The sequence below is a fragment of the Vallitalea okinawensis genome, from assembly GCF_002964605.1.
GTDB lineage: Bacteria > Bacillota > Clostridia > Lachnospirales > PQDH01 > Vallitalea_A > Vallitalea_A okinawensis.
Window position 1 is genome coordinate 53,323 of record NZ_PQDH01000005.1, and the last position, 25,507, is coordinate 78,829.

The 25,507-nt window shown below is 33.9% G+C and carries 19 protein-coding genes; 1 reads left to right on the top strand and 18 read right to left on the bottom strand.

Annotated features, from left to right (window positions below; all coding sequences use genetic code 11):
* Positions 1-2: 2 nt before the first annotated feature.
* Both C1Y58_RS14680 and C1Y58_RS14685 read right to left on the bottom strand, forming a co-directional pair.
* On the bottom strand, positions 3-884 hold the full coding sequence (locus C1Y58_RS14680) for a carbohydrate ABC transporter permease (protein ID WP_105616833.1): 882 nt from the start codon (positions 882-884) through the stop codon (positions 3-5).
* Between the two features lie 18 nt (positions 885-902).
* Positions 903-1,868 (bottom strand): ABC transporter permease, encoded by a 966-nt coding sequence (locus C1Y58_RS14685; protein WP_105616834.1) that lies wholly within the window; start codon positions 1,866-1,868, stop codon positions 903-905.
* Between the two features lie 314 nt (positions 1,869-2,182).
* Here C1Y58_RS14685 and C1Y58_RS14690 point away from each other — a divergent pair, with 314 nt between their 5' ends.
* Entirely contained in the window at positions 2,183-4,396 is a 2,214-nt protein-coding gene (locus C1Y58_RS14690; RefSeq protein ID WP_105616835.1) for a helix-turn-helix domain-containing protein, read from the top strand.
* 155 nt (positions 4,397-4,551) lie between these two features.
* Here the strand turns inward: C1Y58_RS14690 and C1Y58_RS14695 are convergent, their stop codons facing one another.
* The 16 genes from C1Y58_RS14695 to C1Y58_RS14770 all read right to left on the bottom strand — a co-directional run bounded on the left by C1Y58_RS14695 (position 4,552) and on the right by C1Y58_RS14770 (position 25,217).
* Positions 4,552-5,658, bottom strand: coding sequence for a TMEM165/GDT1 family protein (locus tag C1Y58_RS14695; protein WP_105616836.1), 1,107 nt, complete (start codon positions 5,656-5,658; stop codon positions 4,552-4,554).
* Positions 5,659-5,689: 31 nt separating this feature from the next.
* Positions 5,690-6,958 (bottom strand): PDZ domain-containing protein, encoded by a 1,269-nt coding sequence (locus tag C1Y58_RS14700; protein ID WP_105616837.1) that lies wholly within the window; start codon positions 6,956-6,958, stop codon positions 5,690-5,692.
* Between the two features lie 454 nt (positions 6,959-7,412).
* Positions 7,413-8,621 carry a S41 family peptidase gene (locus C1Y58_RS14705; protein ID WP_105616838.1) on the bottom strand — a complete coding sequence of 403 codons (1,209 nt, stop codon included), beginning with the start codon at positions 8,619-8,621 and terminating at the stop codon, positions 7,413-7,415.
* Between the two features lie 262 nt (positions 8,622-8,883).
* Complete coding sequence (locus tag C1Y58_RS14710; RefSeq protein ID WP_105616839.1) at positions 8,884-10,026, bottom strand: murein hydrolase activator EnvC family protein; 1,143 nt, start codon at positions 10,024-10,026, stop codon at positions 8,884-8,886.
* A 10-nt stretch (positions 10,027-10,036) separates the two neighbouring features.
* Complete coding sequence (gene ftsX, locus C1Y58_RS14715) at positions 10,037-10,942, bottom strand: permease-like cell division protein FtsX (RefSeq protein WP_170311602.1); 906 nt, start codon at positions 10,940-10,942, stop codon at positions 10,037-10,039.
* A complete protein-coding gene (ftsE, locus tag C1Y58_RS14720; protein ID WP_105616841.1) occupies positions 10,932-11,618 on the bottom strand; it encodes a cell division ATP-binding protein FtsE in 687 nt (228 codons plus the stop codon). Before ftsE ends, ftsX begins: the two co-directional genes overlap by 11 nt.
* A gap of 18 nt (positions 11,619-11,636) precedes the next feature.
* A complete protein-coding gene (locus C1Y58_RS14725; RefSeq protein ID WP_105616842.1) occupies positions 11,637-12,728 on the bottom strand; it encodes a PucR family transcriptional regulator in 1,092 nt (363 codons plus the stop codon).
* A gap of 130 nt (positions 12,729-12,858) precedes the next feature.
* The gene (locus C1Y58_RS14730; RefSeq protein WP_105616843.1) at positions 12,859-13,968 is read right to left on the bottom strand and encodes an ABC transporter ATP-binding protein; all 1,110 of its coding nucleotides are present in this window, start codon (positions 13,966-13,968) and stop codon (positions 12,859-12,861) included.
* A gap of 180 nt (positions 13,969-14,148) precedes the next feature.
* Positions 14,149-15,030 (bottom strand): YitT family protein, encoded by an 882-nt coding sequence (locus tag C1Y58_RS14735; RefSeq protein ID WP_105616844.1) that lies wholly within the window; start codon positions 15,028-15,030, stop codon positions 14,149-14,151.
* A gap of 33 nt (positions 15,031-15,063) precedes the next feature.
* The gene (locus C1Y58_RS14740) at positions 15,064-15,786 is read right to left on the bottom strand and encodes a WecB/TagA/CpsF family glycosyltransferase (protein WP_105616845.1); all 723 of its coding nucleotides are present in this window, start codon (positions 15,784-15,786) and stop codon (positions 15,064-15,066) included.
* Complete coding sequence (gene csaB, locus C1Y58_RS14745; RefSeq protein WP_157950113.1) at positions 15,779-16,903, bottom strand: polysaccharide pyruvyl transferase CsaB; 1,125 nt, start codon at positions 16,901-16,903, stop codon at positions 15,779-15,781. Before csaB ends, C1Y58_RS14740 begins: the two co-directional genes overlap by 8 nt.
* An 11-nt stretch (positions 16,904-16,914) precedes the next feature.
* Complete coding sequence (locus tag C1Y58_RS14750) at positions 16,915-19,005, bottom strand: DUF5693 family protein (RefSeq protein ID WP_105616847.1); 2,091 nt, start codon at positions 19,003-19,005, stop codon at positions 16,915-16,917.
* 195 nt (positions 19,006-19,200) lie between these two features.
* Positions 19,201-21,096: an LTA synthase family protein gene (locus C1Y58_RS14755; protein ID WP_105616848.1), complete on the bottom strand. Its 1,896-nt coding sequence runs from the start codon at positions 21,094-21,096 to the stop codon at positions 19,201-19,203.
* The gene (locus C1Y58_RS14760) at positions 21,086-21,586 is read right to left on the bottom strand and encodes a hypothetical protein (RefSeq protein WP_105616849.1); all 501 of its coding nucleotides are present in this window, start codon (positions 21,584-21,586) and stop codon (positions 21,086-21,088) included. Before C1Y58_RS14760 ends, C1Y58_RS14755 begins: the two co-directional genes overlap by 11 nt.
* Positions 21,587-21,670: 84 nt before the next feature.
* A complete protein-coding gene (locus C1Y58_RS14765; protein ID WP_157950114.1) occupies positions 21,671-23,767 on the bottom strand; it encodes a phosphodiester glycosidase family protein in 2,097 nt (698 codons plus the stop codon).
* 157 nt (positions 23,768-23,924) lie between these two features.
* Positions 23,925-25,217, bottom strand: a complete 1,293-nt coding sequence (locus C1Y58_RS14770; protein WP_105616851.1) for an LCP family protein — start codon at positions 25,215-25,217, stop codon at positions 23,925-23,927.
* Between the last annotated feature and the right edge of the window lie 290 nt (positions 25,218-25,507).

The following is a 25,507-nucleotide window of genomic DNA, read 5'->3' on the forward strand; positions in this document are numbered from 1 at the left end:
ACTTAGCCTTTAATGGCTCCAATCATAACCCCTTTTGTAAAGTACTTTTGAATTAATGGATAGATCACTATAATTGGTATTGTCGAAACAATGATGACTGAATACTTAATTAGCTCAAATAAATCCATTACTTCCGCAGCACCTTCTGCCGCTGACTCTTCAAAAGCTTGATTAGCGATTAAAATATCTCTTAATACAATCTGCAAAGGATTAAGTTCTTGATCCCTTAGATAGACTAGGGCTTTAAAGAATTCATTCCACTGTGCAACAGCATAATAAAGACCTATAACTGCAATAATGGCTTTTGAAAGTGGTAATACTATTTTAACAAAGAAATAGAAATCACTACAACCATCAATTTGTGCTGCATCTAACAACTCGTCTGGTATACTTCTTGCAAAAAAAGTCCTTGCTATAATAAGATTATATACATTAACACAAAATGGAATCACCATGACCCAAATTGTATTATAGAGATTCAAATTCTGAATAAGTAAATACGTTGGTATTAGACCTCCACTAAAGAACATGGTAAAGGTCATAAACATCATGACAATCTTTCTGAACTTAAAGTCTTTTCTAGATAAAGCATAAGCAGCTGGTAAAGTAAAAAGCAAACTTATGGTAGTACCCAATGTGGTATAAAAAATGGTATTGCGGTACCCAGTCCAAATTCGACTATCTTCTAAGACTTTTATATACCCTTCGAATGTTATATCCTGAGGTAATAACCATACCTGTCCATTAGCTACAGCATCTGGTGAACTGATGGATGCTATAACAACAAAATAGATGGGGTACAAAGATATTATAAGAGCAATGGTTGCCAATGCATACATAATGATGTTAAAAACTCTATCGGAATTGGTTCGTCTTCTCTTCATTTTATTTTGCCCCCTCTTCTACCATAAACTCATATCACTTGTCTTACGAGCAATCTTATTCAGTGATACTAATAAAATGAAATTGATAACAGTATTAAATAAGCCTATTGCTGCTGAATAACTATATTGTGAGTTAAGCAAACCTGTTTTATAGACATAAGTGGATATAATCTCTGATGATGATAGATTTAAACTGTTTTGCATGAGGTATACTTTCTCAAATCCTATGGTCATTAACTTACCAGCTCTTAATAGTAATAAGATCACAATGGTTGGCACAAGACTAGGTAAATCAATGTACCACATCTTTTGTAACTTGCTACCACCATCAATAGAGCAGGCTTCATATAAGCTTGGGTCAATACCTGATAAAGCAGCTAGATAGATGATACTCCCCCATCCCACGCTTTGCCATATACCAGAAAAGACATATAGTGTTTTAAACCAAGCAGCTTCTCCCATAAAGTTAATAGGTTCTAATCCCATACCTCGCATCAGAGCACCAACGAACCCCTTATTTGGTGACGTGAAGAGCATTAACATACCAACTACTACTACTACTGAAATAAAATGCGGCATGTACGTAACGGTTTGAACAACCCTTTTATACTTCTTAGAATTTATTTGATTGAGAACAAGTGCTAAAATGATAGGAAAAGGAAAACCTACTGCTAATTGATAAAAACTCAATCCTAGTGTATTCTTTAGAACTTGCATAAAATAAGGTGAATTAAAGAACTTAATAAACCATTTAAAGCCTACCCATTCACTTCCTGCTATACCTAATGAAGGTACGAAATTTTTAAATGCGATTTGAATACCATACATTGGTATGTAGTTAAAAATAAAAATTACAATGATTGCTGGAAGTACAAGTAGATAAAGTTGATAATGTTTTTTCAAATCTAATTGCCAACTTGTTAAAAGAGAATGTTTCTTGGATTTCATATTGCTACTAACTTGCACTTGAGAACTCTCTTTCATTTTTTCAACCCCTATTTAATTAGTTTCTAGTCAGAACCAAGATGCCTTTGTCGTTCACCTGACTTGTATAATCATTGTAACCAATACAAAGAATAGAAAGATACAGTCAACTTTTGCGAATGAACAGTTTTTGCTTATACATTTTAAAACCATCTTGAAACCCCTAGAAATACTAGGTTTTAACTACTGCAAAAAATGTATATAAAAAATATAAACATTTCAATATAGTAAAAACCTCTTCCTTTTGTTATACTTAAACAAACACAAATAGAATTTATTCTTATCATCTAATATTTTTATAGGAGATTTACATAATGAAAAGATTTTTTAAGACCTCTTTTAGTCGATTTTTAATTACTCATTTAACCATATTTGTTATCCCTTGTTTCCTTATCCTTTTTTATTTTTACCCTAAAATTGACAGCATTCTTATGGATCGTTTATACGATGATGACTTAGCTATGCTAAAAAGGGTTCAAAATAATATGGATTTTCAAATAGATAATATTCACCAATTACCTGTTGCCATCTCACTTAATAGCCTCTTATCAGAAAATCACTTACGCTATAGTTCATTTAATCGTCTACAATCGAAAGGTGAAATTGGTAAATATATAAATACCAACGCCTTTATTGACAATACTTTCATCTATATGAAAGACTTTGACTACCTTATTCAAAAAAAGGGTACTACACCTGTATCTGGCTTTGGTGAAATCTTTATGAAATATGAACACTATACACAAAAAGAGTTACTCACTCTTTTAGAATCCGTTGACTCACCATTTGTAATTGGGTCACAACAAGTTACTAATACCGATGGGACACAAATAGAGGATTTAATTACTTTAGTTTTTCCTCTAAACAAATTCACGAAAAGTACTTTAATGGTGACTGTTAAAACTAGAGTTTTCATGGACTTGATCATTACCTCATCTAATCAACTACATAGTGAAATTTTAGTAGTAGATGATCGTAATCAAGTAATCGCACAAACAGATAATTTTAATGCTGATCTTAGAAGTAATCTAATCGCATCAATGGATCAACTGACTACAATGAAAAATATTGACTTTAACGATACAGAATTTGTCTTATCCTATTGTGAGTCACCCAAATATAAATGGAAATATATAAGCGTAACACCTTATGAGATGGTTGGAAGAGATATCAATAAGATAAAGCTACATATGATTCTTCTTCTATTCTTATTAATTGTTGTTGAAATCCTAGCGATTTATATTTTTTCAGCCTTTAACTATCGACCTTTAAAAGCTTTGTTAGGGTCTCTTGACATTACGCCAGAGAACAACCATAAAATGAATGAGTACAATATGATAAGAAGTAAAATTGATAACTTAGCTCAGCAGAATCAACTACTTAATACAAAGATTAGCCATGCCATTCCGGCTACAGTGGATTACTTGGTTCATAGTCTCATTAATAATCGAATTACAACTTTAGAAGAGTTTAATCAAAGAGGGCAGAAGTTTAATCTCACACTTCATGGTATCTATTTCAATTGTACTTTGATAAAAATAAACAATGCTTCTAAAGAAAATCTTTCATTAGATACTTTCATGGATGATATAAAGCATACTATGTCTGACCAGTTTACTGGTCACTTTGCATCGGGCTTTACAAGGAATTCTTTATTATTAATCTCAGGTAGACAAGAAAAAGAAAGCCTAAAAGACTTTCTTCAACAAGTTATCAATAATTTTAATTTTAAGGATGCTGAGCTTTATATAGGCGTTAGTCAAGATTTCGAAAATGTCATCCATATGAATAAAGCTTATGTTCAAGCATCTTCTGTAGTTGATTACTTAATCATGCGTGATCAACCTGGCATATTGAACTACCAAGAATTACCTTATTACTCAAATACACCTTGTTATCCTTCTAATTTGATTTATAATTTTAAATTAGCATTGCTACAAAATAATAAAGGTCGCTCTGATCGATTATTTAGTCAATTAATGGAGCGCATTCAGAATACCGCGACCTCTGTAACTACAATCAGAACTCTTACTTATGATTTAACTCATATAATGAATGAAGTTAGTCCTAGTGAAGATCATGCAACATTTACAATAACACCCGAAACAGGTATAAAGGCTATTCATCAACATTTACTTCAACAGTATGATGAAGTATCTAGCCACTTAGTTGAAGAGGAGCATGAGCAAGTGAATCATGATGAAATCTCTATCAACCTGGTACTATCTTATATCAATGAACATTACTATGAATATGACATGTCTCTTCAGCGTGTAGCTGATGAATTCAACATGTCATCATCTAGCCTCAGTCGTTTCTTTAAGAAACATACAGACGTTACTTTTAAAAATTACTTGAATGTTCTTAGGATTAATAAAGCACAGCAGCTATTGGAACAGACGGATATGTCCATTAATGCAATCAGCAGCCAGTTAGGGTATTCTGGGGCGTCAAGTTTTATTAGGGTATTTAAAAGCCAACTGGATATGTCACCTGGTCAGTATAGAAAGGATAAAACCATGAGATAGAGTACAAAAGTGGCTAACGCCACGGTAAAACTGAAATAGGAAAGTATGGTACCTTGCAACTCGAACTTTCCTATTCCAAAATAACAGGGAGAATCTTCTTCTCTCGATCACTTAAATTCATAACGATGAGTTCATTATACGCAAAAAGCTTATCATTAATCTAATGATAAGCTTCTGCCTTTTAACTCTTCTGCAATTTCTTTGTCATATTCTTTTATTTTTTGGATGTAATCTTCAAAACTACCATCAAATTTAACGCTCTTTTGTATAAGAATGAGTTCTAATGCTTGTCTTACCTCTTGAATGACGAAATCTTTTGAATAAAAATCTCCCAGCTCATGAATGCAATCTAAGGTAAGCACCAGACCATTAATAACTTTTTTCTTATCAAACTCTTTAAGCTGCAGTGTCTTATTCTTATTGTACTTTTGACCATGGTTTTGATTGGATTCTAATGCAATGTTTATAATCTCCTTGGTGTATCCAATAACACAATTACTCTTTAGACACATATCACAACCGATACATATATCATCAATAACATCTTTAATTTGATGTGTGTATTCATAGAGTCGTTGAGCTGCCTTCTTATACTGTGTTTCACGGTCTGCTTCGATGTTTTTCTTGATGAGGATATAGGATAAGCTGCCTAATAATGAAAAGTAAACAATCAATATCGGCATTGTTGTATATTCCCCGGGTAATATGTCGTACAATTTTAATGAACCAAAGAATATAAATACAATAGCAGATACAATCTTCAACATCAACTCAGGTATTTTATCTCCCAATTTGCTACCAATCCAGATGCCTATTGCCCCTGTTAAAACCATCCCTGATACTGTTCCACATAGTAGAACTAAAGGGTATGCAGTCTCAGTTGATAGTGTTATAGTTGCTAATTGAGTCTTGTCCCCTAATTCACCTATAAAAAATGCAAAGGCTACAGTAAAAATGGGACCGAACTTAACCTCTCTAACCTCTTCTCCCTCATCATCGTCTTCTAGCTTTAAACTCCAAAGACCAAAAAATACGAAAAGAAGTCCTGCCAATAACTGAATCAATCCTAATGGAATGACGTCTGAGAGATATGTACCCAATATTACTGCTAAACTATGATTAAGTAATGCTCCAACAAACACACCAAAAAGCACATATCTTACTTTGTATTTTGTTGCGAAAACCATAGCAAGAATTTGTGACTTATCCCCCAATTCAGCCACAAATATTAAAAACAATGCTTTGATAAATTCCAGTAACATGACGTGTCCTCATTTCTATTACACATATTTCTTATTTAACTTTCCTCAATATAAAATCTAAAAAGCTTCGTGTATCCTGTAATTCTTTAATACTATATGAAACCGGCGGATGTTCTGGTAAATGCACAATATTAAGTGAGCCAACACCCTCTGGATAACATTTATACTCATATTGATGATGTTGCCCATTCGGTTTCTCCACTTCAACCCATAGGACATTGAAGTAATTCTTTAAAATAGCTCGCATCTGCATATAGTTAACGACGTTTATATCATTAATTTTCCTAATAATATCTCCTGCTTCAATCCCCATTTGATCAGCATGACCGTCTGGGACTACTGATACTACCCTAACACCTCGTTTAGGCAGGGTAATGAAGGGCTCTTTCTTAGCCTCTTTCTTTTGATCAATAACAATGATCAATTCATGTACAACTGGCATAGTGATGAGCCCTAGCAACTGTAGCCCTGTAGAGTTCACTGAAGCTAGAGATATCGCTAAGAGATAGATACTGTAAAAGAATAAATATACGGATGTTTTTTTAGCTCTTGCCTCAGGATTAGTACTTATGGCTACATTACTATAACCTAAAGCTGCTGTTATGGGTAATAAACCGTACATAAAAGCTTGTGAAAAAACATTCGATTCTAATAAGGGCCACCAATTCGGCATGCTAACAGCTTGATTAACATTATTCGTTGGCAACATATTACTTAAAATGAGCATAGCAAATGGCAGAGGCCAAAATTTTTGCATGATATAACCTACAGCATAAGTACCTTTTTTCCTAACAACAATAGGGATATTGTTATCTGCTCCTCCAATAAAGATGAGCAAAGCCTCCATCAAATGTAAAACTCCAACTAAGGCGATTAATCCACTTGGATTGAGCCCTAACTCTGGAGCCGTACCACCTAAATTATTAATCAAGATTAATCCCATGTCCATTAGTCCTAAAATGGCTGCTGAATAACTAAAGCAAAGGTAACGCATGTTTATAAAAGATAGCATAATAGCTATAGGCAATAATAACCCAAAATAAGGCGTTAAGCGAATCGGAAGACCTAAAAATGTAATGATCAAACTCCCAATAATACCTGCTAAAATCCCTTGAAGAGTCACCTGAATTAGTTGAGATGGCACATCATAGTTATAAGGCGTCAAACTATAGTAGGCTATCTGGCTATTGCGTTTATAAATAAAATACATCACCAATACAACAAACACAAAAGTCATATCAAAAAGAGCCGTACCCACTTTCAATAACACAGAATGTATTACATCAACTATAGGAACCATAGACGCCACCTCCTCAAATTATCCAATCTCTCTACCTCATCACTCATCAAACAGAGGGTCCTCTCCCTCTATTCATAATACATCTTGCTTACTCCTACTTCTCTCCCAAACTTTAATTTGTCATTTAGCATAGTTGACTACTTAGCTAGTCACAAAGTTCAGAAGCTAAGCTTTTGCTTCTAATGTAGAACTATCGTTCTATACCTGTTTTGTTAATTCTTAGTTCTGGGTTTTAACTAATCTATACCATACAGAAAGCAGTTAAGGGGTACTATGGAGCAGCGAACCATGGACGGTGAGCCCAGCTGTCTAAGACACGGACGTCTTTCCAGCTGGCGTAATAGTACCCCTTATCTGCTTGACTCTATAAAATGTTACTTAATAAATAAGACTCCTTACCGCTCTATCTTAACTTTCAATATCACTTACCTTGATGACAAATTAAAGCCCCTTCTTACTCTATTTGACCCTCAATCTGTGTAACAGCCGCCTGCAACTGTAAATCCTCTTCATATGGCACAGACATACGATACTGGTTCTCCTCTGCTAATTCAACTACCATATGAGGCTCAATCCCTGTTCCATTGATAAAGTCTCCATTAGGTGTATAATAACGAGAAATCGTCACTTTTACAGCAGACTGATCATTTAGAATAAAAGGTTTTTGAACAAGACCCTTTCCAAAAGTAGTTGTTCCAATTATCGTCCCAACATCATAGTCTTTAATAGCACCAGTAAAGATTTCTGAGGCACTTGCACTGTTGCCATTAACTAATACAGTTAAAGGTTTATTAAAGAATACGTTATCCTTAGTCTCATAAACCTCTTTATTTCCTTCCCCATCAATGGTATAGGTTATAATACCTTCTGGAATAAATAAATCAGTTATATTAAGTGCTACATCTAATATACCACCTGGATTATTACGTAAGTCAATGACTAAGCCGTTTAATCCTTGATTTTCTAAATCAAGTAAAGCTTCTAAAAACTGCTCATCTGTCACAGCATCAAAACTAATAACTTGAATATAGCCGATGCCATCATCCATCATTTCATATTCAATTGTAGGCACTTCAATGATTCCTCTTGTAACCACACTATCAAAATTTCTGCCTTCACTTTGACGTGCAATCGTTAAAGTCACCTCTGTGTCTTCTGGTCCCTTAATCATCTTAATAATCTCATTAGAATCCATACCAACCACGTTTGTACCATCAACACCAATAATTTTATCAGATGGCTGTAAACCAGCAGACTCAGCAGGCGCTCCAGGGAAAACCTGCATGATGGTTAATATACCATCATCGGGATCTTGATTAACTGATACCCCTATTCCAGCATAACTACCTTCAGTATCTGTTATAAATGATTGGAAACGTTCAGCATCCATATACATCGTATAGGGATCACCTATTGAAGCAACTAACCCATAATACATACCGTCAAACATCTTCTCATAATCAATATCTTCATAGTAATAAGTATCAAGAATACCTATTACATCATTTGCTTTATTCATGAATTCATACCATTCTTTTTTCGCAAATCCTTCATCAGTTGTGGGAATCAAGGCAATGTTTATACCCGTATAAAGTATATAGACTAAAAAGCTAATAACAATTCCTACAGCTAACCCTTTAAAAAAGCCTTTATTCTGATTCATCCATGTTCTCTCCTTTAAAAAGTCTACTTTAATGTATATGAATGAACTCTCTTATACATCACATTGTACATCTTAATCTTTTTCATAGTGTTTTGTTAATAGTATTATATGCATAAGTTGTACAAACTTATGTCTTAAGTATCATTAAAACTGAATCCCAATTGAAAGAATTCCTCAAATGACAAAGAAGTGCATGATGAAGTTGTTTTATTTTACCTCATCATGCACATTACTTTAATAAACTAGTCCTTTTTTATGATGTCTAATCACTGGTTACATATGTCTGTGGATCTTTAAACTCACCATTAACTCTTACTTCAAAGTGTGAATGATTACCCGTTGAACGTCCCGTAGAGCCAATCTTAGCGATTGTATCGCCTCTTGATACCTGATCTCCTTTAGATACAACTAAAGAGCTATTATGGCCATATAACGTGACGATACCACTACCATGGGCAATCATAATGGTATAACCATAACCATTAATCCATCCTGAATGAATAACTTCTCCAGAAGCAGCTGCAACAACAGGAGTTCCTGCTGGTGCTGGGATATCAATTCCATAATGGTACCAATCTTCACCAGTGAAAGGATCCTTACGCCATCCATAAGGTGAGGATAATCGGTAGTAACCTGGAACAGGCCATGCCATTTCACCACCGGAATACTTCATAGCTGCAAGCCTTGCTTCTTCAGCTTTGATGAGCTTTTCTGTTTCAGCTATGGAGTCCTCCATCATCTCTTTTTTATCTTCAACTTGAACTTGCTTAGCTTGCAAATCCTTCATTCTTGAAGTTTTCAATACTCTAGACTGATTAAGGTCTTCCATTTGTAAATTCAACTCATCATTATAAGCTAATAAATCAGCTTTATCATTTTCTAAACTAGCTTTCATTTCCTCTATTGCTATACGTGTTTCTTCAAGGTCCTTAAACAATTTCTTGTCATAATCCATCATGGCCTTGATGTATTCAAAACGTTTATAAAAATCTGATATGCTATCAGCCTCAAGAAGCATCTGTATGTAACTCTCTCTAGAATGTTCATACATGTACTTAATATTGGATTTAGTCGCTTCATATTGGGCTTCTTCTTCACCTTTAGCTACGACCAAATTGGCTTCTGTCTCCTGTATATCTTGTTCTTTCTCGTCAATCTGCTGCCCAAGTACATCAATATCACTTTCAAGAACTTCAATTTCTATACTGAGCTCATTAATCTCAGCAACAACAACTGCTTCATCTGATTCTAATTGTTTTAGTTCTGCATTATAAGCTTCAATTTCCTTTTGCTGATTACTTTTTTGTGAAGTTAGCTGGTCAAGGGATGATGCCCTTAACAAAGATTGATTAGACAAAATAACTGCACAAATAAGTAATAGAGTTACAACTCTCTTAAATCTCATAGCACTCCCCCTATACCCGTAAATGCTTTCTAATAGATAAAAAGGAACCAATAATACCTATTCCAATACCAATTCCTAAGAAAACTGGTCCAAGAATAGAAACAATTTGACTAAGTTCAACAAATCTTATAAAATCATTTAGCATATAGAATTCATCGTTAATGATCGTAATCAAGTAATCATAAGAGTAATAGATGATACCGAAAGGTATTAATGCTCCAATTAATCCGATTAGAATACCTTCGATAATAAATGGTAAACGTATAAAACTATCTTTTGCTCCAAGGTACTTCATAATATTAATTTCATGCCTTCTTATAAATAGTCCAATCTTAATGGTATTAGCAATGAGTAATGTAGCAATAGCTAATAAAATACTTATAAGAACAAGGCTTATGTATTGAAGCAAAACACTAAAATTGACAATTACATCAATTGACTCTTGAGAATAATAACAATCTCTGATACCTGATAAGGTATTGATATAGGTTACAAAATCTTCTTGTTTAGATGCATCATATAGAAATATTTCAAAAGATGCACTGTCACTAAGAGGATTATCTTTCTCTAATTCAGCTAGTATATCTTCATTGGCATCAAGTTCGCCTTTAAACTCGTTCCAAGCTTCTTCGGGTGATGTGTAAATTACAGTTTTAACATTTGTGTCTGATTTTATATCTGTTAGGAGATTATTGACTTGATCTTCTGTTAGTCCACCTTCTAAAAAGGTGACAATACTTAATGTGTCATCAAAATTTTCTACCATATAGTCGATGTTCAGTAAGACGCAATAGGATACACCTAATATAAACAAACATGCAGAGATGATACCAATGGATGCAGCACTCATTAAACGGTTCTTGAACAAACCTTTAATACCTTGTACGAGACTATATTGAAGGGTTCTAATCTTCATAGCGATAACCACCCTTCTTTTCATCTCTAGCAATTTTGCCACCATCGATTTCAATAACACGTTTCTTCATAACATCAACAATTTCACGGTCATGGGTGGCAATGATCACTGTAGTACCTCTATGATTGATATCAGACAACAAGTTAATGATATCCCATGATGTTTCTGGATCTAGATTACCTGTCGGCTCATCACAAATCAATATCTGTGGGTTGTTAACAATAGCCCTTGCAACAGCTGTTCGTTGTTGCTCCCCACCGGATATCTGGTGAGGATAACATCTAGCTTTATGGCCTAACCCTACCATAGATAATGCCATGGGCACATGCCGCCTGATTTCTTTTACCCCTAGTTCACGTACTTCCATTGCAAAAGCTACATTTTCATACAAGGTTTTCTTAGGTAATAATCTAAAGTCTTGAAAGACAATCCCCATACTTTGTCTCAATTCGGGAATTTTACGTCTCTTTAAACGTGTAACGTCTTGTCCATTAACTTTCATTCTACCTTTTGTAACATCAATCTCCTTTAATAAGAGCTTTAAAAATGTTGACTTACCTGAACCACTGCTACCGACTATAAATACAAATTCGCCTTTTCCAATCTTTAAACTAACATCTTCTAGTCCGACTGTTCCGCTTTTATATATTTTAGTAACATTTTGTAATTCTATCACACCTAATACCCCTTATCTCTAATACATGGCGTTATCCATAAACTTCATATATTTAGCAACCATTAATGCAATCTTAAATGTAATGGCGTCTTCAAATTTTCTTAGATCTAATCCTGTGTTCTTTTGTAGTTTATCTAGTCGATATACTAAAGTATTTCTGTGAATATAAAGTTGTCTAGATGTTTCTGATACATTTAAGCTATTTTCAAAGAATTTATTGATTGTGTTAAGGGTTTCTTCATCAAATTCTTCAATAGATTTGTCACCAAAAATTTCTTCGATGAACATTTTACATAAAGGTAAAGGTAATTGGTAAATAAGACGGCCAATACCTAAACGACTATAGTGAATAATGTACTTTTCTGAGTTGAAGATTTTACCTACTTCTAAAGCCATTTTAGCTTCTTTGTATGATTTTGATACATCTTTTAAGTCTTCAACAACAGTACCAAGTGAGATATAAACTTTACTCATGGCTTCACTGTTAAGAGTATCTAAGATCATCTTTGCAATTTTTTCAATATTTTCTTCAGAAGCATCTTCATTCACTTCTTTAACAAGAATAATGTTATTTTCATCAACTGCTGTAATAAAGTCTTTTATCTTAGTAGGGAATAAGCTTCTTACAACATCCATAACATTGGCATCTTTCTCAGATGATGTTTCAATTAAATAGACAACGCGTTTCACATTATTTTCAATGTGAAGTTTCTTAGCACGATTATAAATATCTACTAATAGAAGATTGTCCAATAGTAAGTTCTTGATAAAATTATCTTTATCAAAACGTTCCTTATAGGCAACAAGTAAGTTTTGAATCTGGAAAGATGTAATCTTACCTACTTTATAAACATCTTCATCTTCACCTTTTACTGAAACAACATACTCAACTGATTGATCATCATAAATCTTAAAGAATTGATAGCCTTGAATCAACATACTTTCAGCTGGAGAATTAACAAAATCAAATACTGACTCGTTATACTCTTCCAATCGCTCTTCTTCTGTTGTAGCAAGGATTTTACCGTCTGCATCCATCACCGTAATATCTCTTTTGGTAATAGCTCTAAGACCATCTATCGTATTTTGTAGAATTTGATTAGAAATCATTTATTTCACTCCCAACACATTTAGATTACTCTACTATATATAATATAGCAAAACTGAACAAAAAAAAAGAGAAAATGCCTATTTTTGTGCATTCCCTCTACTTTTTATTTCAATTTACACTTTTAATTGTTTATTTTGCTATAGTAAGTTCAGTATCTTTATCGAATAAATGGATTCTGTTAATGTCACAACCCAATTTGATTTTGTCGCCAGCACCAATTTTAGCTCTTGGATTAACTTTAGCAGTTACATCAAAACCTTCAACTGTTGTGTATAAGTTTAATTCAGCACCTAACATTTCTGTTACGTTAACTTCAGCATCAACAAAATCGTATTGATCGCCAGATGCGCCTTCAAACTCATGCATATCTTCTGGACGAATACCGAAGATGATTTCTTTACCCACGTAACCTTTATCTTTAATTAACTTAGCTCTATCAGCAGTTAATCTAACTTCGTTTTTACCAAATGCTAACGCGATATCGCTACCTTTTTCTTTTACAACAGCGTCAATGAAGTTCATTTGTGGAGAACCAATGAACCCAGCAACGAATAAGTTAGAAGGAGAATCGTATAAGCTAGTTGGTGTATCAACTTGTTGCATGATACCATCTTTCATAACTACGATACGAGTACCTAATGTCATCGCCTCAACTTGGTCATGTGTAACGTAAATAATAGTTGTTTGTAATCTTTGATGTAATTTAGAAATCTCGATACGCATTTGAACTCTTAATTTAGCATCTAAGTTAGATAGAGGCTCATCCATTAAGAATACTTTAGGTTCACGAACGATAGCACGACCCATAGCAACACGTTGTCTTTGACCACCTGATAATGCTTTAGGTTTACGATCTAATAAATGCTCGATATCAAGAATTTTCGCAGCTTCACGAACACGTTTTTCTATTTCTGGTTTAGGAGTCTTTCTTAATTTAAGACCGAAAGCCATATTATCATAAACTGTCATATGAGGATAAAGTGCATAGTTTTGGAATACCATTGCAATGTCACGATCTTTAGGCGCAACATCATTCATTAATTTATCACCGATCCATAATTCACCATCAGTGATTTCCTCTAAACCTGCGATCATTCTAAGTGTAGTAGATTTACCACATCCAGATGGACCTACAAAAATGATAAATTCTTTATCTTCAATATCTAAGTTAAAATCTTGTACAGCAGTAACACCGCCTGGATAAACTTTTTTAATGCCTTTTAAATTTAAACTTGCCATTCAATTTGCCCCCTTAGGAATTTTAAGCTCTAAGGAACTGTATACATACAAGCTCCTCAATAACACATAGCAGTTTTATAGTTCTAATATACACTATTTTTCAGGTTTGTACTATTGAATATTTCTACAAAACCAAATTCTTTAATTTGTTAATTTTGTATATGCGTTATTTTTTTTTGTTTATAGATTATATTCTTTAAATCCTTCGCCAAGCACTTCTCGTACATCTGCCACTATAACGAAGGCCTTTGGGTCAATTGTAGCTACAATTTCTTTCAAATTTACTATTTGTTTTTTAGAAACGACACAAAAAAGTACCTCTTTTTCACTATGGGTAAACATACCTTCGCCTTTTAGGCCTGTTATACCTCTGTCTAATTGCACTAATAACTGATCCGCTATTTGTTCATAATGATCAGATATGATAAAAGCGGCCTTTGAAAAATGAATCCCCTCTAACATCGCATCTACTAATTTAGCTGTTAGATAAACAGCTATAATAGCATACATAGCTTTTTCAACACCAAATACAAAGTAACCTAAAGCAATAATAACTGCATCTAATGCAAACATCAGCTGTGCTATGGTAAAATGCTTCATTAACCTTTGTAATAAGCTTCCTGCAAGATCTGTCCCACCAGTTGTTGAATGTGCCATAAAAACTAGTCCTAATCCGACACCAGCTAAAATACCACCGTATAGACTAGAAAGTAATAAATTTTCTGTCACAGCTTGAAACGCTTCTGTATACCATAGTGCAAATGACAAATAAAAAGTTGCAAATAGAGATTTATAACCAAAATCTTTACCTTTAAGCATAATCGCTAAAATAAACAGTGGAATATTCACCGCTAAGTTAGTGAACCATAAAGGTATCCCATCAGGTAATATACCTGTTGTCAAAGATTTTATAACGATGGCTAGTCCTGTAACACCACCTGTTACCAATTGTACCTTGTCATTATCAAAGAAGACGTTAATAGCTATGGCAAGTATAGTTGTTCCTATTATAATAAGAAGAATATCCTTCGCTAAACTTTTTTTCCTAATAAAACGATCCATGTATGTCTCCTCCTGAAATGTAAATTTGAGATTTTATCTTTTGTTTTTCATGACTTCTATAATAAATAAAGGCAGTTTCATCATGCGTTTGGCTCTTGTTGGTTGTGAAATAAGGCGGTAAAACCATTCTAGATTAAGCTTTTGGAAGATGACAGGTGCTCGTTTAACTCTCCCTGCCATTCCATCAAAACTCCCACCAACACCCATGGCAATCTTAACATTTAATTGATCTCTATGTTTGAAAATAAATTTTTCTTGTTTGGGCGCTCCTAAAGCAACATAAAGAATATCTGCTCCAGTAGCATTAATCTCTTCTACTATATAACTTTCTTCATTTTCATCAAAATATCCATCACGGCACCCAACGATCTTTAAACCTGGGAATTTTTCTTCCATCTTTTTTGCAGCCTCTTCAGCTACCCCTGGTCCAGAGCCTAAGAAATAAATACCAATATTCTTATCCTTAATCTGGTTAAATGTATGTTGAATAAGATCATATCCTGGCACTCTTTCTTTTAATGGAGTTTTTAGCATTTTTGCTCCTATAACAACCCCTATTCCATCTGGAATAACAAGATCTCCCTCATTTAATATTTTCTTAAAAGTTTGATCTTCCCTCGCTGCCATAATGAATTCAGGATTAGGTGTAAAAATCATTCGTGTCTCATTACCTTTTAAATATGATAAAATTTCCTTAGTGGCTTCCTTCATATCCACACGACTAATACCTACGCCTAATACATCTATTTTATCCATTGTACTTCCTCCCAGCTTTCACCTGTTCAATTAGATCTGTTAAGTGCTTATCATTTTTATCTGCAAGCACATAAAGTTCCCTGCTTATATTACTGAGTTCTTCTACCTTTGTTTCATATTTTTTGTTAAGGTCATCAACCTGCTTCATAACATACTCTACATCAATTGAGCGTATATCTCCAGCAGTAGGCATCTTTAATATATCCAAGTAATACTGAACCTTTGGATCATAAACAAAACCAATCATAGGGACATTCTTAATCCCTGCATAGAGTAATGTGTGTAAACGCATACTCATTACTAATTGAGCTAAGCCAATCATACCAATAATTTCATCAGGTGTATATTTTCGTTTTAAAACAAAAGCTCTCTGCTGATGACGCATCATTTCCTTAATACGATTAGCTACATGAATATCACTAGGTCTTTGCATGGGAATAAAGAGAATATTATACTGATACTTCTTAATTAAAGTATCACAAATATCAGCCATCTTTTTATAGAGTCCTTTACAATCTTTCCATTCTCGAAAGGATACAACTACAAAAGGTTGATCCGTGGATATGTCATCATCACGTAATATTCTTGCAGCCTCTTCTTTACTGACCCCATCTAGGGTAAAGACCGGATCAGCTGCAACTTCAATTCGAGGTTTGGATACGCCTAACTGTGTGAGTTCCTTAAAGGATATTTCTTCACGTAATGTAATAACTTCAACACCATTAGCTACCCATTTAACTAATCGACGGTTAATTCTATTTGTGAGAGGTCCAATCCCGTTAGCATAAAGCATAACTTTCTTTCTCATCATCTTTCCCAATGTTATAACAGATAGATAATAAAGTAATGAACGGGTACTCGTACCATCTTGAAGAAGGGTTCCCCCTCCACTTAATAGTATATCACTCCTATGAATCTCCTTAATCACTTTAAATGGATTAAAGGCAGGTATAGCATTGATCTTATAGTTTTGTATCGTTTCTTCCGGTCGTTTAGATAATGCTGTAATGTGGACATCAGAGCGATTTTCTTTTATATTCTTTTGAATGGCATATAGGATAGATTCATCTCCGCTGTTTCTAAATCCTAAATAACCTGAAATCAAAATATTTATCATATGGCTCATCCTTAATTCTTAATAATAAACCCTTGCAACTTCTTAATTAACCATTCTAAAACCATAAAACCTATGAGATAGATAATACCTAATACAATACCAAAAACTAGGCCATACCCTATTCTTGCAATGGATAAGTACAACGGTGAACGAATATGACAAAATGTATTGACAACATCCGTAAAACCTATACTGAATAATAATGCAAAAGGTAATATCAGTGGACGATACCCTTTAACTGTCACATAGATTAATAGTATCAATGATGGATAAGCGATAAGGAATTCCTTATTCCGAGGTCTTGCTAAGGTGGTCTGCTCAAGGAAGTTTCTAAATATAATTTCCAAGTTCATTGGCTGTACATTGGTTTCATGACCACTTCGAGCTAAGAAAATATATGCTGCAACGCCAAGAACCGATAACGCAATAAGGTATTTGACCTTAATACTCTCATCGAATAATTTCTCAGTTTTATAGATAATGCCGCTTAGTTTCTTTGTTTGACTCGTCCCATAAGCATAATAAATAAAGTAATATACTGCTGTAAAGAATATTGGTGCTATTAGGCTCAATTTCACGCCTCTAAAGAACTCTAATTCAAGTAAATACCTGCTATCCGTTAATATGGTTCCAACATAGAATCCACCAATAAGTGTTATAAGAACACAGATAATCAGCATTCCCAAACTCATGAAGAAAACTTTATAATCATAGTCCTTTATTTTCCTATACTTTTCAAGACCATTAATCATATATAGTCCTGCTAATGTTGGGAATCCAACTGCAGCAACAAGAGAAGTAACGATTTTGAAGAAATTAGGTGCAACGTATCCCCCTAAAACAATGAATAAAAATCCTAACCCTAAAAGGATGTAGTTGTAAAGCTCTTTTAATGGTAGTAGTCCGTTTATTAGTAGGATAACGACAACCACTAAGCCCATATTAATTAAGATGCCTCTAACAAAGTCTACATGTATTTCATCCATAGGTTGTACATCACCAGGAACAATGCCATGGGGTTCTAAACGCTGTCTTAGAGATGTAAACATCATTTCGTAATCTTCTAAATCAGTAACATATTCTTTTGTACCTGAATCAATGAAAGGTTTAAAGTAAATATAACGAATATTTCTTTCTGTAATAGCGCGGTAATAAGTATTGGTAATTTCTTCTGGTCCCTTATAAATTAAGTAGGCGTAACGCTCTTGAATATATTCCCATGTCGTAAAAGCTCTCGTTGCATGATTATACCCTGTTAAATCTAAAAGAGTATCCATCCCTGTCTGTGTTAAATGTTCACGTTGGTCTGATTTCTCTACCATGGCAATATCCATATCAAACTCGACGATAAACTCTGCTAATTCGTTAATACCATTAATAGCTGCTCCATAACCTAGTACTTCTTTTCCAGCTACCATATAAACAGAAGGCTCTATGTTATATGCATTATGTGCATCTTTATATACTTCAACAAGTTGATCTGTATAAGGCTCATAGTTAAAAGGTCTCAGAAGAACTTCTAACCCAGCTGTTTTTACTGTATTGATCTTCTCTTCATCATAATAGATACCCACATAGGTCATAACATCTTCATGGTTCTTTTCAGTTGAATCAATAGTAATAACATATTTGCCATCAGCATTATAGGTATTGTAGAATGCGCGTCCATATCTTTCATTCATACCATCAATCATATCGTTATATATTGCTGTATCACGTGTAGCAACAACTAAGTCATAATCAGAAATATCTTCATTCTGTACAGCTTCCACGAAAGTTTCTGGATAACTGATAACCCAATCAATATCTTCCTTGACCTCTATAAGTGGTGCAACCTCAATCTCCCCAGCCTTTTGAAGTGATTGTAGTGTCTCTTCACTAATGCCAACATATTCCGCATCAAATTCCCCTAGCTTTTCCATCCACCAATTGAGGTCTTCCTCTGACTCGTTAGCCATTTTGGTCATATCATTATAATCCAATATAATGGAATAAGTTTTATATTCTGACTCTACATTCATTCGCTGAACTAAAACAGTGCTCATGATTATAAAACTGATCACGAAGACTACTGCTAAAATAATCTTTTGCATTCTTGACATGTTTTCATCACCTTTTCTATCCCTACTCGTATTTCATTATTTATATAAGTTGAAAGATACGTTAACGCTTCAACTTATCACCTTCATCAACTAATTGAACTTTATAACTCGTTGTACTTATTCTTAATTATATATATAGTATAACACAAATACAGTGGTAACAAGTCATGAAACCTTATTACCACTCTACTTTTGTTATTCAATCGTTCTCTTATTAAAATAATCTTTTTCTAAGATAATATCACTTATGATAAGATCCTGCTGATACTTTTTGATCTCATCTTCATAAAGAGCCTTATCAAGAAGCTCTCCAGTTTCCATATCATATACTTCACCAGTTGAACTTAAGTACATAAACTGATCTGTCATAACTGAAGAATAACGAAGTACAGCATAGCCGTCTTCTATTTCAGTATTCATTAAATCTTTACCGATAGTATATGGCATGTCAATACCCATCAAATTAGCTATGGTAGGCATTGTATCCACTTGCCCACCTACTGTCTCAATTCGTCCATTAACATCAGCACCAGGTACATGAATGATCAAAGGTATCTTTTGAATCTTTTGCCACTCATATTCATTATAAGGTATGTCAAGAAAATCCGTTAGATCATCGGCTTGATCTTCAAAGATCCCTGCATGATCACCATAGATAGCAAATATGGTATTTTCATATAAACCTTTAGCTTTCATATCTTGAAAAAATGCTTCAATAGACTTATCCACATAATTAGCTGATTTAATATAATTGCCTACTTGTGTATCTTCATATTTCCCTACATTAAAATCATATCCATAAAACGCATCATAAGGATGATGACTGCTCAAAGTTACAAAGAAACCATAAAAAGGATCTTCTGTATTCATAAGTTCCAACCCTTGCTTAAAGAAAGACTCATCACCTAATGCCCAACCTACTTTTTTATCGATGGTAAAATCATTGTAGTTAATAAAAGTATCTAAACCTAGATTTGGATAAACAGCCGAACGATTCCAAAAACTCGGCTTGTAGGCATGTAAGGAGTAAGTGTTGTACCCTCTATCCTTTAACGCATTTGGGAATGAGTAATATTTATTCTGTGGGAATCTAAAATATACTGCTCCTGAAGATGCAGGATATAAAGATACATTGGCCATGAATTCAGAGTCTGATGTATTACCTCCGCCAACTTGGTAATAAATATTGGGGAAGTAAAAACTCTCTTCTATCAAATCATTTAAAAATGGTGTTATTTCCTGGCCTTCTATTGTGTTTTCATATAAGAAGGTTTGTAAGGCTTCCATCTGTATAATAACAAGATTCTTCCCTTCTGCAACACCATAGTAAGCATTTACTGTATCGTTAGCCCATTTTTCATTGAAATATCCTTCTACTAAATTGATCTCTTCTTCAGTCAACGGTTGACGTTTGGCAATCTCTTCTTTGGTAAATTGCTGCATATCATAATAATGATAGTAAAGGATGCCTAAATCTCTTGCAGCATAGTTACGATCCCATTGATAATGCATGATACTAGAATTATTATAAGAGTAATGGAACATTGGTATACTCATGATAATAGCTAGTATACTAACACCCCAACGAATCTTAATTTTATGACGATATTCTCGATCCCTAAATTTAAGTTTTTTATAAATATATCTAAATACAAAGTAAATAGGTAAATCGATGAGTAAGACGATATCTCTCATCCTAAACAAGCTTTGTATACTGGATGATACATCACCAACATAGCCTACTTGGTATAGAAGAGCCATGTTAATAGGTGTGGTATAATATCTGAAATAAAGAACATCTGCTAATATCACTAAACTTAGTAGGAGATTGATGATAAAAAGTGAAAAACGACTTTGCTTTACAAATATAAAAAGTGTAAACCCAAATATCCCCAAAACAATACCTAAAGAAGCTAATAACATTTTAAAATTCAGCATGGTTGTTAAAGGAAACTCATTAAGTCCAGAACCAAACTGATAATAGAAGATCTTACACATTATAGCTGTTATAAAGTATGCGAAGTAAAGAAAGTCAAAAATAACACGTCCATAACGGCTTAAAAAGGATTTAAATCCCTTCTCATTCGTCATAAGTAATCTCACCTCTTACCATAATATAAGCATCTTTCTCAATCAAGATACCTCGTCCATCTTTACGTGGAATTACAATTAAGTTGTTCAGAGGTACTTCTTGTCCATTAGCAATATCCGTTCCAGCTGTTAAGTTAGATAATCCATTGACTCCAGGACAAACCGCTAAAGCACTCCCACCTCTAAGGATGATTTCAGTCCCTTCACCACCAAGTATAAATGTTCCAGCAGCGATTGGTCCGATTGCTTCGTAAGTCATGCTGCCTGCATTATTGCTTGTTCCATTATCTGTATTAAGATTATTATCATTACCTTCTATAAAAGAACCCATTAAATTAATAACTTCATCAATTTTTTGATCAACATAGCTTTTGGTAACAAGAGGATCCGATACTGAACCCGGTTGTGCATCGTTAGCTGCAAATAAAGTAGCCGCACTTATGGCAAAAATCGAAGTGAATGTAACAAAAAGTTTTTTTCCTCTGTTCATTGAAATGCCCTCCTAATAAAAATGGTAATTTATACATAAGTAACCACCATTAGAGATACCCCTAATGGTGATTGTATATTCATCTTATTCTTCATTACTATAGATTGGTTCTATTGAATAGGTAATTTCTTCTTCACCTACATTAAACAATACCATATAAAAGGACTCTTGTAAATCCAAAGATTCTCCTTGTGCCTTATACCATAATCCGTTCATATTAAAATATTTAACACCGTCTATTTCTTCATAAGTGGTTTCATAGCCACTTCCACTCATGACATAAACTTGTTTCCCTGTTTCAGCTGAGAAATTACTTAGCATTTCTGTAAGCATATCTTTTTCTCTTGGGTCAACGAAACCGTTTAGAGGATTTCTATCTAAAGTGATCAGGACATAATCACTTGTTGTATTCTGAAGAGCTTCTTCTAGATATACCCATTGATATGGATCCGTCTTGGCAATACCGCCTTGACCAGTGCCCAATTGTATAAAGCGGATATCTTCAAAGTCAAGGACTGAGTATTTGTTTTCCCATGAGAAGTGAGGAACATTTAATTCAGCTGTATTGACTTCTGTATCACCCACAAAGAAAGCCATATCAGCTTTTTCATTAATTTGCTGGGTAACCTCATCTTCGATGATTTCATCTAATACTGTATTTTTCCCAGCTGTAGTACCAAAGAATGCAAATTTATAACCCTCATCTGCTAAAATTTCTTCTTCAGTTTTTTGGTCAACATCATGATCTAAGAAATAAAGAACTTGACTTTCTGAATAGTTTTCATAAGTAATGGTCATAACCCCTTGCCCTGATGACACTGGTATAAATTTATTGTTTTCTTGCCAATAACCGTCTATACCAGATACAGAAAATTGAGCTTTATTGATATCAACATCAACAGGATGATAGTTACTATCATAAGCTGTTGGATTGACTTCTACAATTTCATCTAAGTAATAGATATTATCTTCTAAATTAAAGTTAATACCGCCTATGGTGTTCACCTTAGGTGCGTTATTACTAATACCAATACCATTTGCAATTTGACGTTCTTTACCATCACTAGGGACATTGGCAACAGTAAAACCTTCTTCCCCTGAAGGTATATAAGTTAATTCTGATGAACCGCCACCATCAAGTAGCATAGCATCATAAGCACCTTCTTCAATCATTAGATTGGCTAATTCTTTATCTGTTGCTCCAATACTCTTACCTCTGCCATCAACAACCATCATGATTACCTGGTTACCATCCTTTGAAATACCAATCGCCGTTCTTGGATGTCTTTCATTTTCTTTAACTTCTAAACCAGGCTCTTCAATAACTTGTCCACCCTTGACAATTTGACCACCACCACTGATAGCGAATTCAAGTTTCTCTAGATCAATCTCTGCATCAGGTACGATAAATACTTTTTGTCCTTCTTCAAATAACTCTATAGCTTCTGTATAAAAGCCATAGTTCATGGTAATGATATAACCGTTTTCAGGAACGTCTACTGTTGAAGTATCGTCAACTATATCTACAATTATATCATCTTCTATTATAATTTTATAAACACCCTCATACTGATCATCCAAATACTGTGTTGTTTTTAAAACTGTTTGATCAATATAGGTTGGCATATGTACTGAACTAATTTTATTATAAGCTGATAATTCCATATTGAGACCTTTTTCACTTACCAAATAATAATTAATATCCAACATATCAATTAAGACCTCACCTGGCGCTTTTTCATAGAAAACATATTGCCCTTCTTCTATTTGATGGTCAGCATCATAACCAGCTATTAATTCACCATCATCATAAGTTAAACCTAAACTATCTGTATTCTTTAGATAAGCAAGATAAAAGTCACCATTTATTGCAGCTACTATATTTTCTCCTTCTTCTGCTAGTTTGCTAAGTTCCTTTCTCTCACCATAAGGATCTTTAGAAACCAGTACATCTAAGTCTAAAGAAGCCTCTGCCACATCCATCTTTAACATATAATAATCCAACCAACCCTCCGTAGTCAGCCGTTTAACTTCTTCATAATAAAGTCCATTGGCTAACATCTGTCCTTGGCGGTCTTCATACACTTTAATAGGAGTCTCCATGGCATACAATGGCATAACAGTTACACTGAATAGGGTAAATACTAATAATAAAGCTATCATTCCTTTTATATTATTCATTCTAGGGGTCACTTAAACGCCTCTCTTTCTATTTTCAGATCCATATACTCTTTAATCTGACTCGATTATCTATACATCATCACTATAATTCACTATATAATACATAACTAAGTGCGTTATATTAACGCACTTAGTTACTTGGTTATCATCATCCTATTTATTTTTCACCTGTACCAACTATAATGCGTATATCGACTTTTGGTGATAGTTCTTCAGGCATATTGATTATTTCTGCCTCTCTAAAATGCATCACCAAATCTTCACCCATTCCCTCTTCTGATACGATGATTCTGGTTGCTTCTACTCTATTTCCGTCATAAGTTCCAACAGAAACGATATTATAGCCATTCCCCTCTAGCTTATTACTGAAGGTCGTTGCGATACCGTTAACGCTTCCACCATTCAGTACTTCAATTTTTAAGTCTTTGCTATCTCCTATTGTTTCTTTATCTTCATTTTCTTCTGGTTTATGTAAAATATCATCTACAAAGCTTTTAACTTCAAATGAATCTATTACATAATATGAACGTCCATCAATGTACTGAGCTTGTCCTGGTATTGTATGTGTTTCCATCTTACTTGGATCAATATTATTGTAATACTTAGCAGCATAATTGATTGCCTCACCTAAAGATAGATCCGTTTCCAAGTCATCGTAAACAGTATTGATTAAATCATCTATATTGAATACTCCAGCCCACTGTATCAACTGTTCCACAAATGCCTTCATAAATGCTTGCTGTGTTTCGATACGTCCTATATCACCATTTGAGTAACCATATCGATATCGAATAAGCATCTCAGCCTGTTCTCCATCCAGCACTTGTTGCCCTTCTTTTAGATTAATATAAAGGTTTTGATATGGATCAGAATAATACATATCTATAGGTACATAAAAATCAACACCTTCAATCAAATCAACCATTTCTTTGAAAATGTCTAGATCAATTAATACATAATGATTAATGTCCACACCTAGTATATCCTCAAGCACCGGAATAACGTAACTGTACCAATCTTCTCCAGCGTAGGCATGTAACTCATTAATTTTCATAACAGGTGGCGCATAATCCCCTGTATTAAGACTTGCATACATCTCATCATTAAGTTCTATATAAGTATCACGTGGTACGGAAATAAGATCAATTTCCTCAGTCTTTGTATCAAAGGTACCCACAACGATAGAGTCTGTTCGCATACCATCTTTATCAACACCAAAGGCTGCTACTGTTATTCTCTCAGGACCAGCTGAAAACAATTCCTCTAGGAAACTTGTTTCTTCTCCATCAAGATCTACGCCGTTATCTGCTGTACTAATTTGGTTAAACATATAATAAAGATAACCAAATGTAACAACTATTAATATTAATGTTGTTGGTATAAGGATGGAAAGAACAATTTTGATGAACTTATAAATAGGAGACTTCTTCTTAATCTTAGTTTTGGCCATTAAATATCAGCTCCCTAATTCCAAAACATTTCTCAAATTACTATAATACTACCGCTTCCACATAATTACAAGTAGTAATTTATGCCTGAATATTTTCTAGCGATTTATCCATTACTTGTCAATGTTCTATTAAAACTTCTTGTATACGCTTTATATGGTTTATTTATGAATAATCATTAAGGTAATTTTGGAATACTTAAAGTAATCATAAAGTAATTACATTCTTTATGATGATACCATAAAAGAATTACAAATATATGACAAAAGGATTATAATTTCGCTAGACACTT

Bases quoted from the DNA above. Each gene is read 5' to 3' on its own strand.
- ftsX (WP_170311602.1), bottom strand. From the start codon at position 10,942: ATGAAGATTAGAACCCTTCAATATAGTCTCGTACAAGGTATTAAAGGT.
- C1Y58_RS14700 (WP_105616837.1), bottom strand. From the start codon at position 6,958: ATGGTTCCTATAGTTGATGTAATACATTCTGTGTTATTGAAAGTGGGT.
- C1Y58_RS14685 (WP_105616834.1), bottom strand. From the start codon at position 1,868: ATGAAAGAGAGTTCTCAAGTGCAAGTTAGTAGCAATATGAAATCCAAG.
- C1Y58_RS14695 (WP_105616836.1), bottom strand. From the start codon at position 5,658: ATGTTACTGGAATTTATCAAAGCATTGTTTTTAATATTTGTGGCTGAA.
- C1Y58_RS14725 (WP_105616842.1), bottom strand. From the start codon at position 12,728: ATGATTTCTAATCAAATTCTACAAAATACGATAGATGGTCTTAGAGCT.
- C1Y58_RS14680 (WP_105616833.1), bottom strand. From the start codon at position 884: ATGAAGAGAAGACGAACCAATTCCGATAGAGTTTTTAACATCATTATG.
- C1Y58_RS14690 (WP_105616835.1), top strand. From the start codon at position 2,183: ATGAAAAGATTTTTTAAGACCTCTTTTAGTCGATTTTTAATTACTCAT.
- C1Y58_RS14765 (WP_157950114.1), bottom strand. From the start codon at position 23,767: ATGAATAATATAAAAGGAATGATAGCTTTATTATTAGTATTTACCCTA.
- C1Y58_RS14750 (WP_105616847.1), bottom strand. From the start codon at position 19,005: ATGTCAAGAATGCAAAAGATTATTTTAGCAGTAGTCTTCGTGATCAGT.
- csaB (WP_157950113.1), bottom strand. From the start codon at position 16,903: ATGATAAATATTTTGATTTCAGGTTATTTAGGATTTAGAAACAGCGGA.
- C1Y58_RS14730 (WP_105616843.1), bottom strand. From the start codon at position 13,968: ATGGCAAGTTTAAATTTAAAAGGCATTAAAAAAGTTTATCCAGGCGGT.
- C1Y58_RS14755 (WP_105616848.1), bottom strand. From the start codon at position 21,096: ATGACGAATGAGAAGGGATTTAAATCCTTTTTAAGCCGTTATGGACGT.
- C1Y58_RS14705 (WP_105616838.1), bottom strand. From the start codon at position 8,621: ATGAATCAGAATAAAGGCTTTTTTAAAGGGTTAGCTGTAGGAATTGTT.
- C1Y58_RS14710 (WP_105616839.1), bottom strand. From the start codon at position 10,026: ATGAGATTTAAGAGAGTTGTAACTCTATTACTTATTTGTGCAGTTATT.
- C1Y58_RS14760 (WP_105616849.1), bottom strand. From the start codon at position 21,586: ATGAACAGAGGAAAAAAACTTTTTGTTACATTCACTTCGATTTTTGCC.
- C1Y58_RS14735 (WP_105616844.1), bottom strand. From the start codon at position 15,030: ATGGATCGTTTTATTAGGAAAAAAAGTTTAGCGAAGGATATTCTTCTT.
- C1Y58_RS14740 (WP_105616845.1), bottom strand. From the start codon at position 15,786: ATGGATAAAATAGATGTATTAGGCGTAGGTATTAGTCGTGTGGATATG.
- C1Y58_RS14770 (WP_105616851.1), bottom strand. From the start codon at position 25,217: ATGGCCAAAACTAAGATTAAGAAGAAGTCTCCTATTTATAAGTTCATC.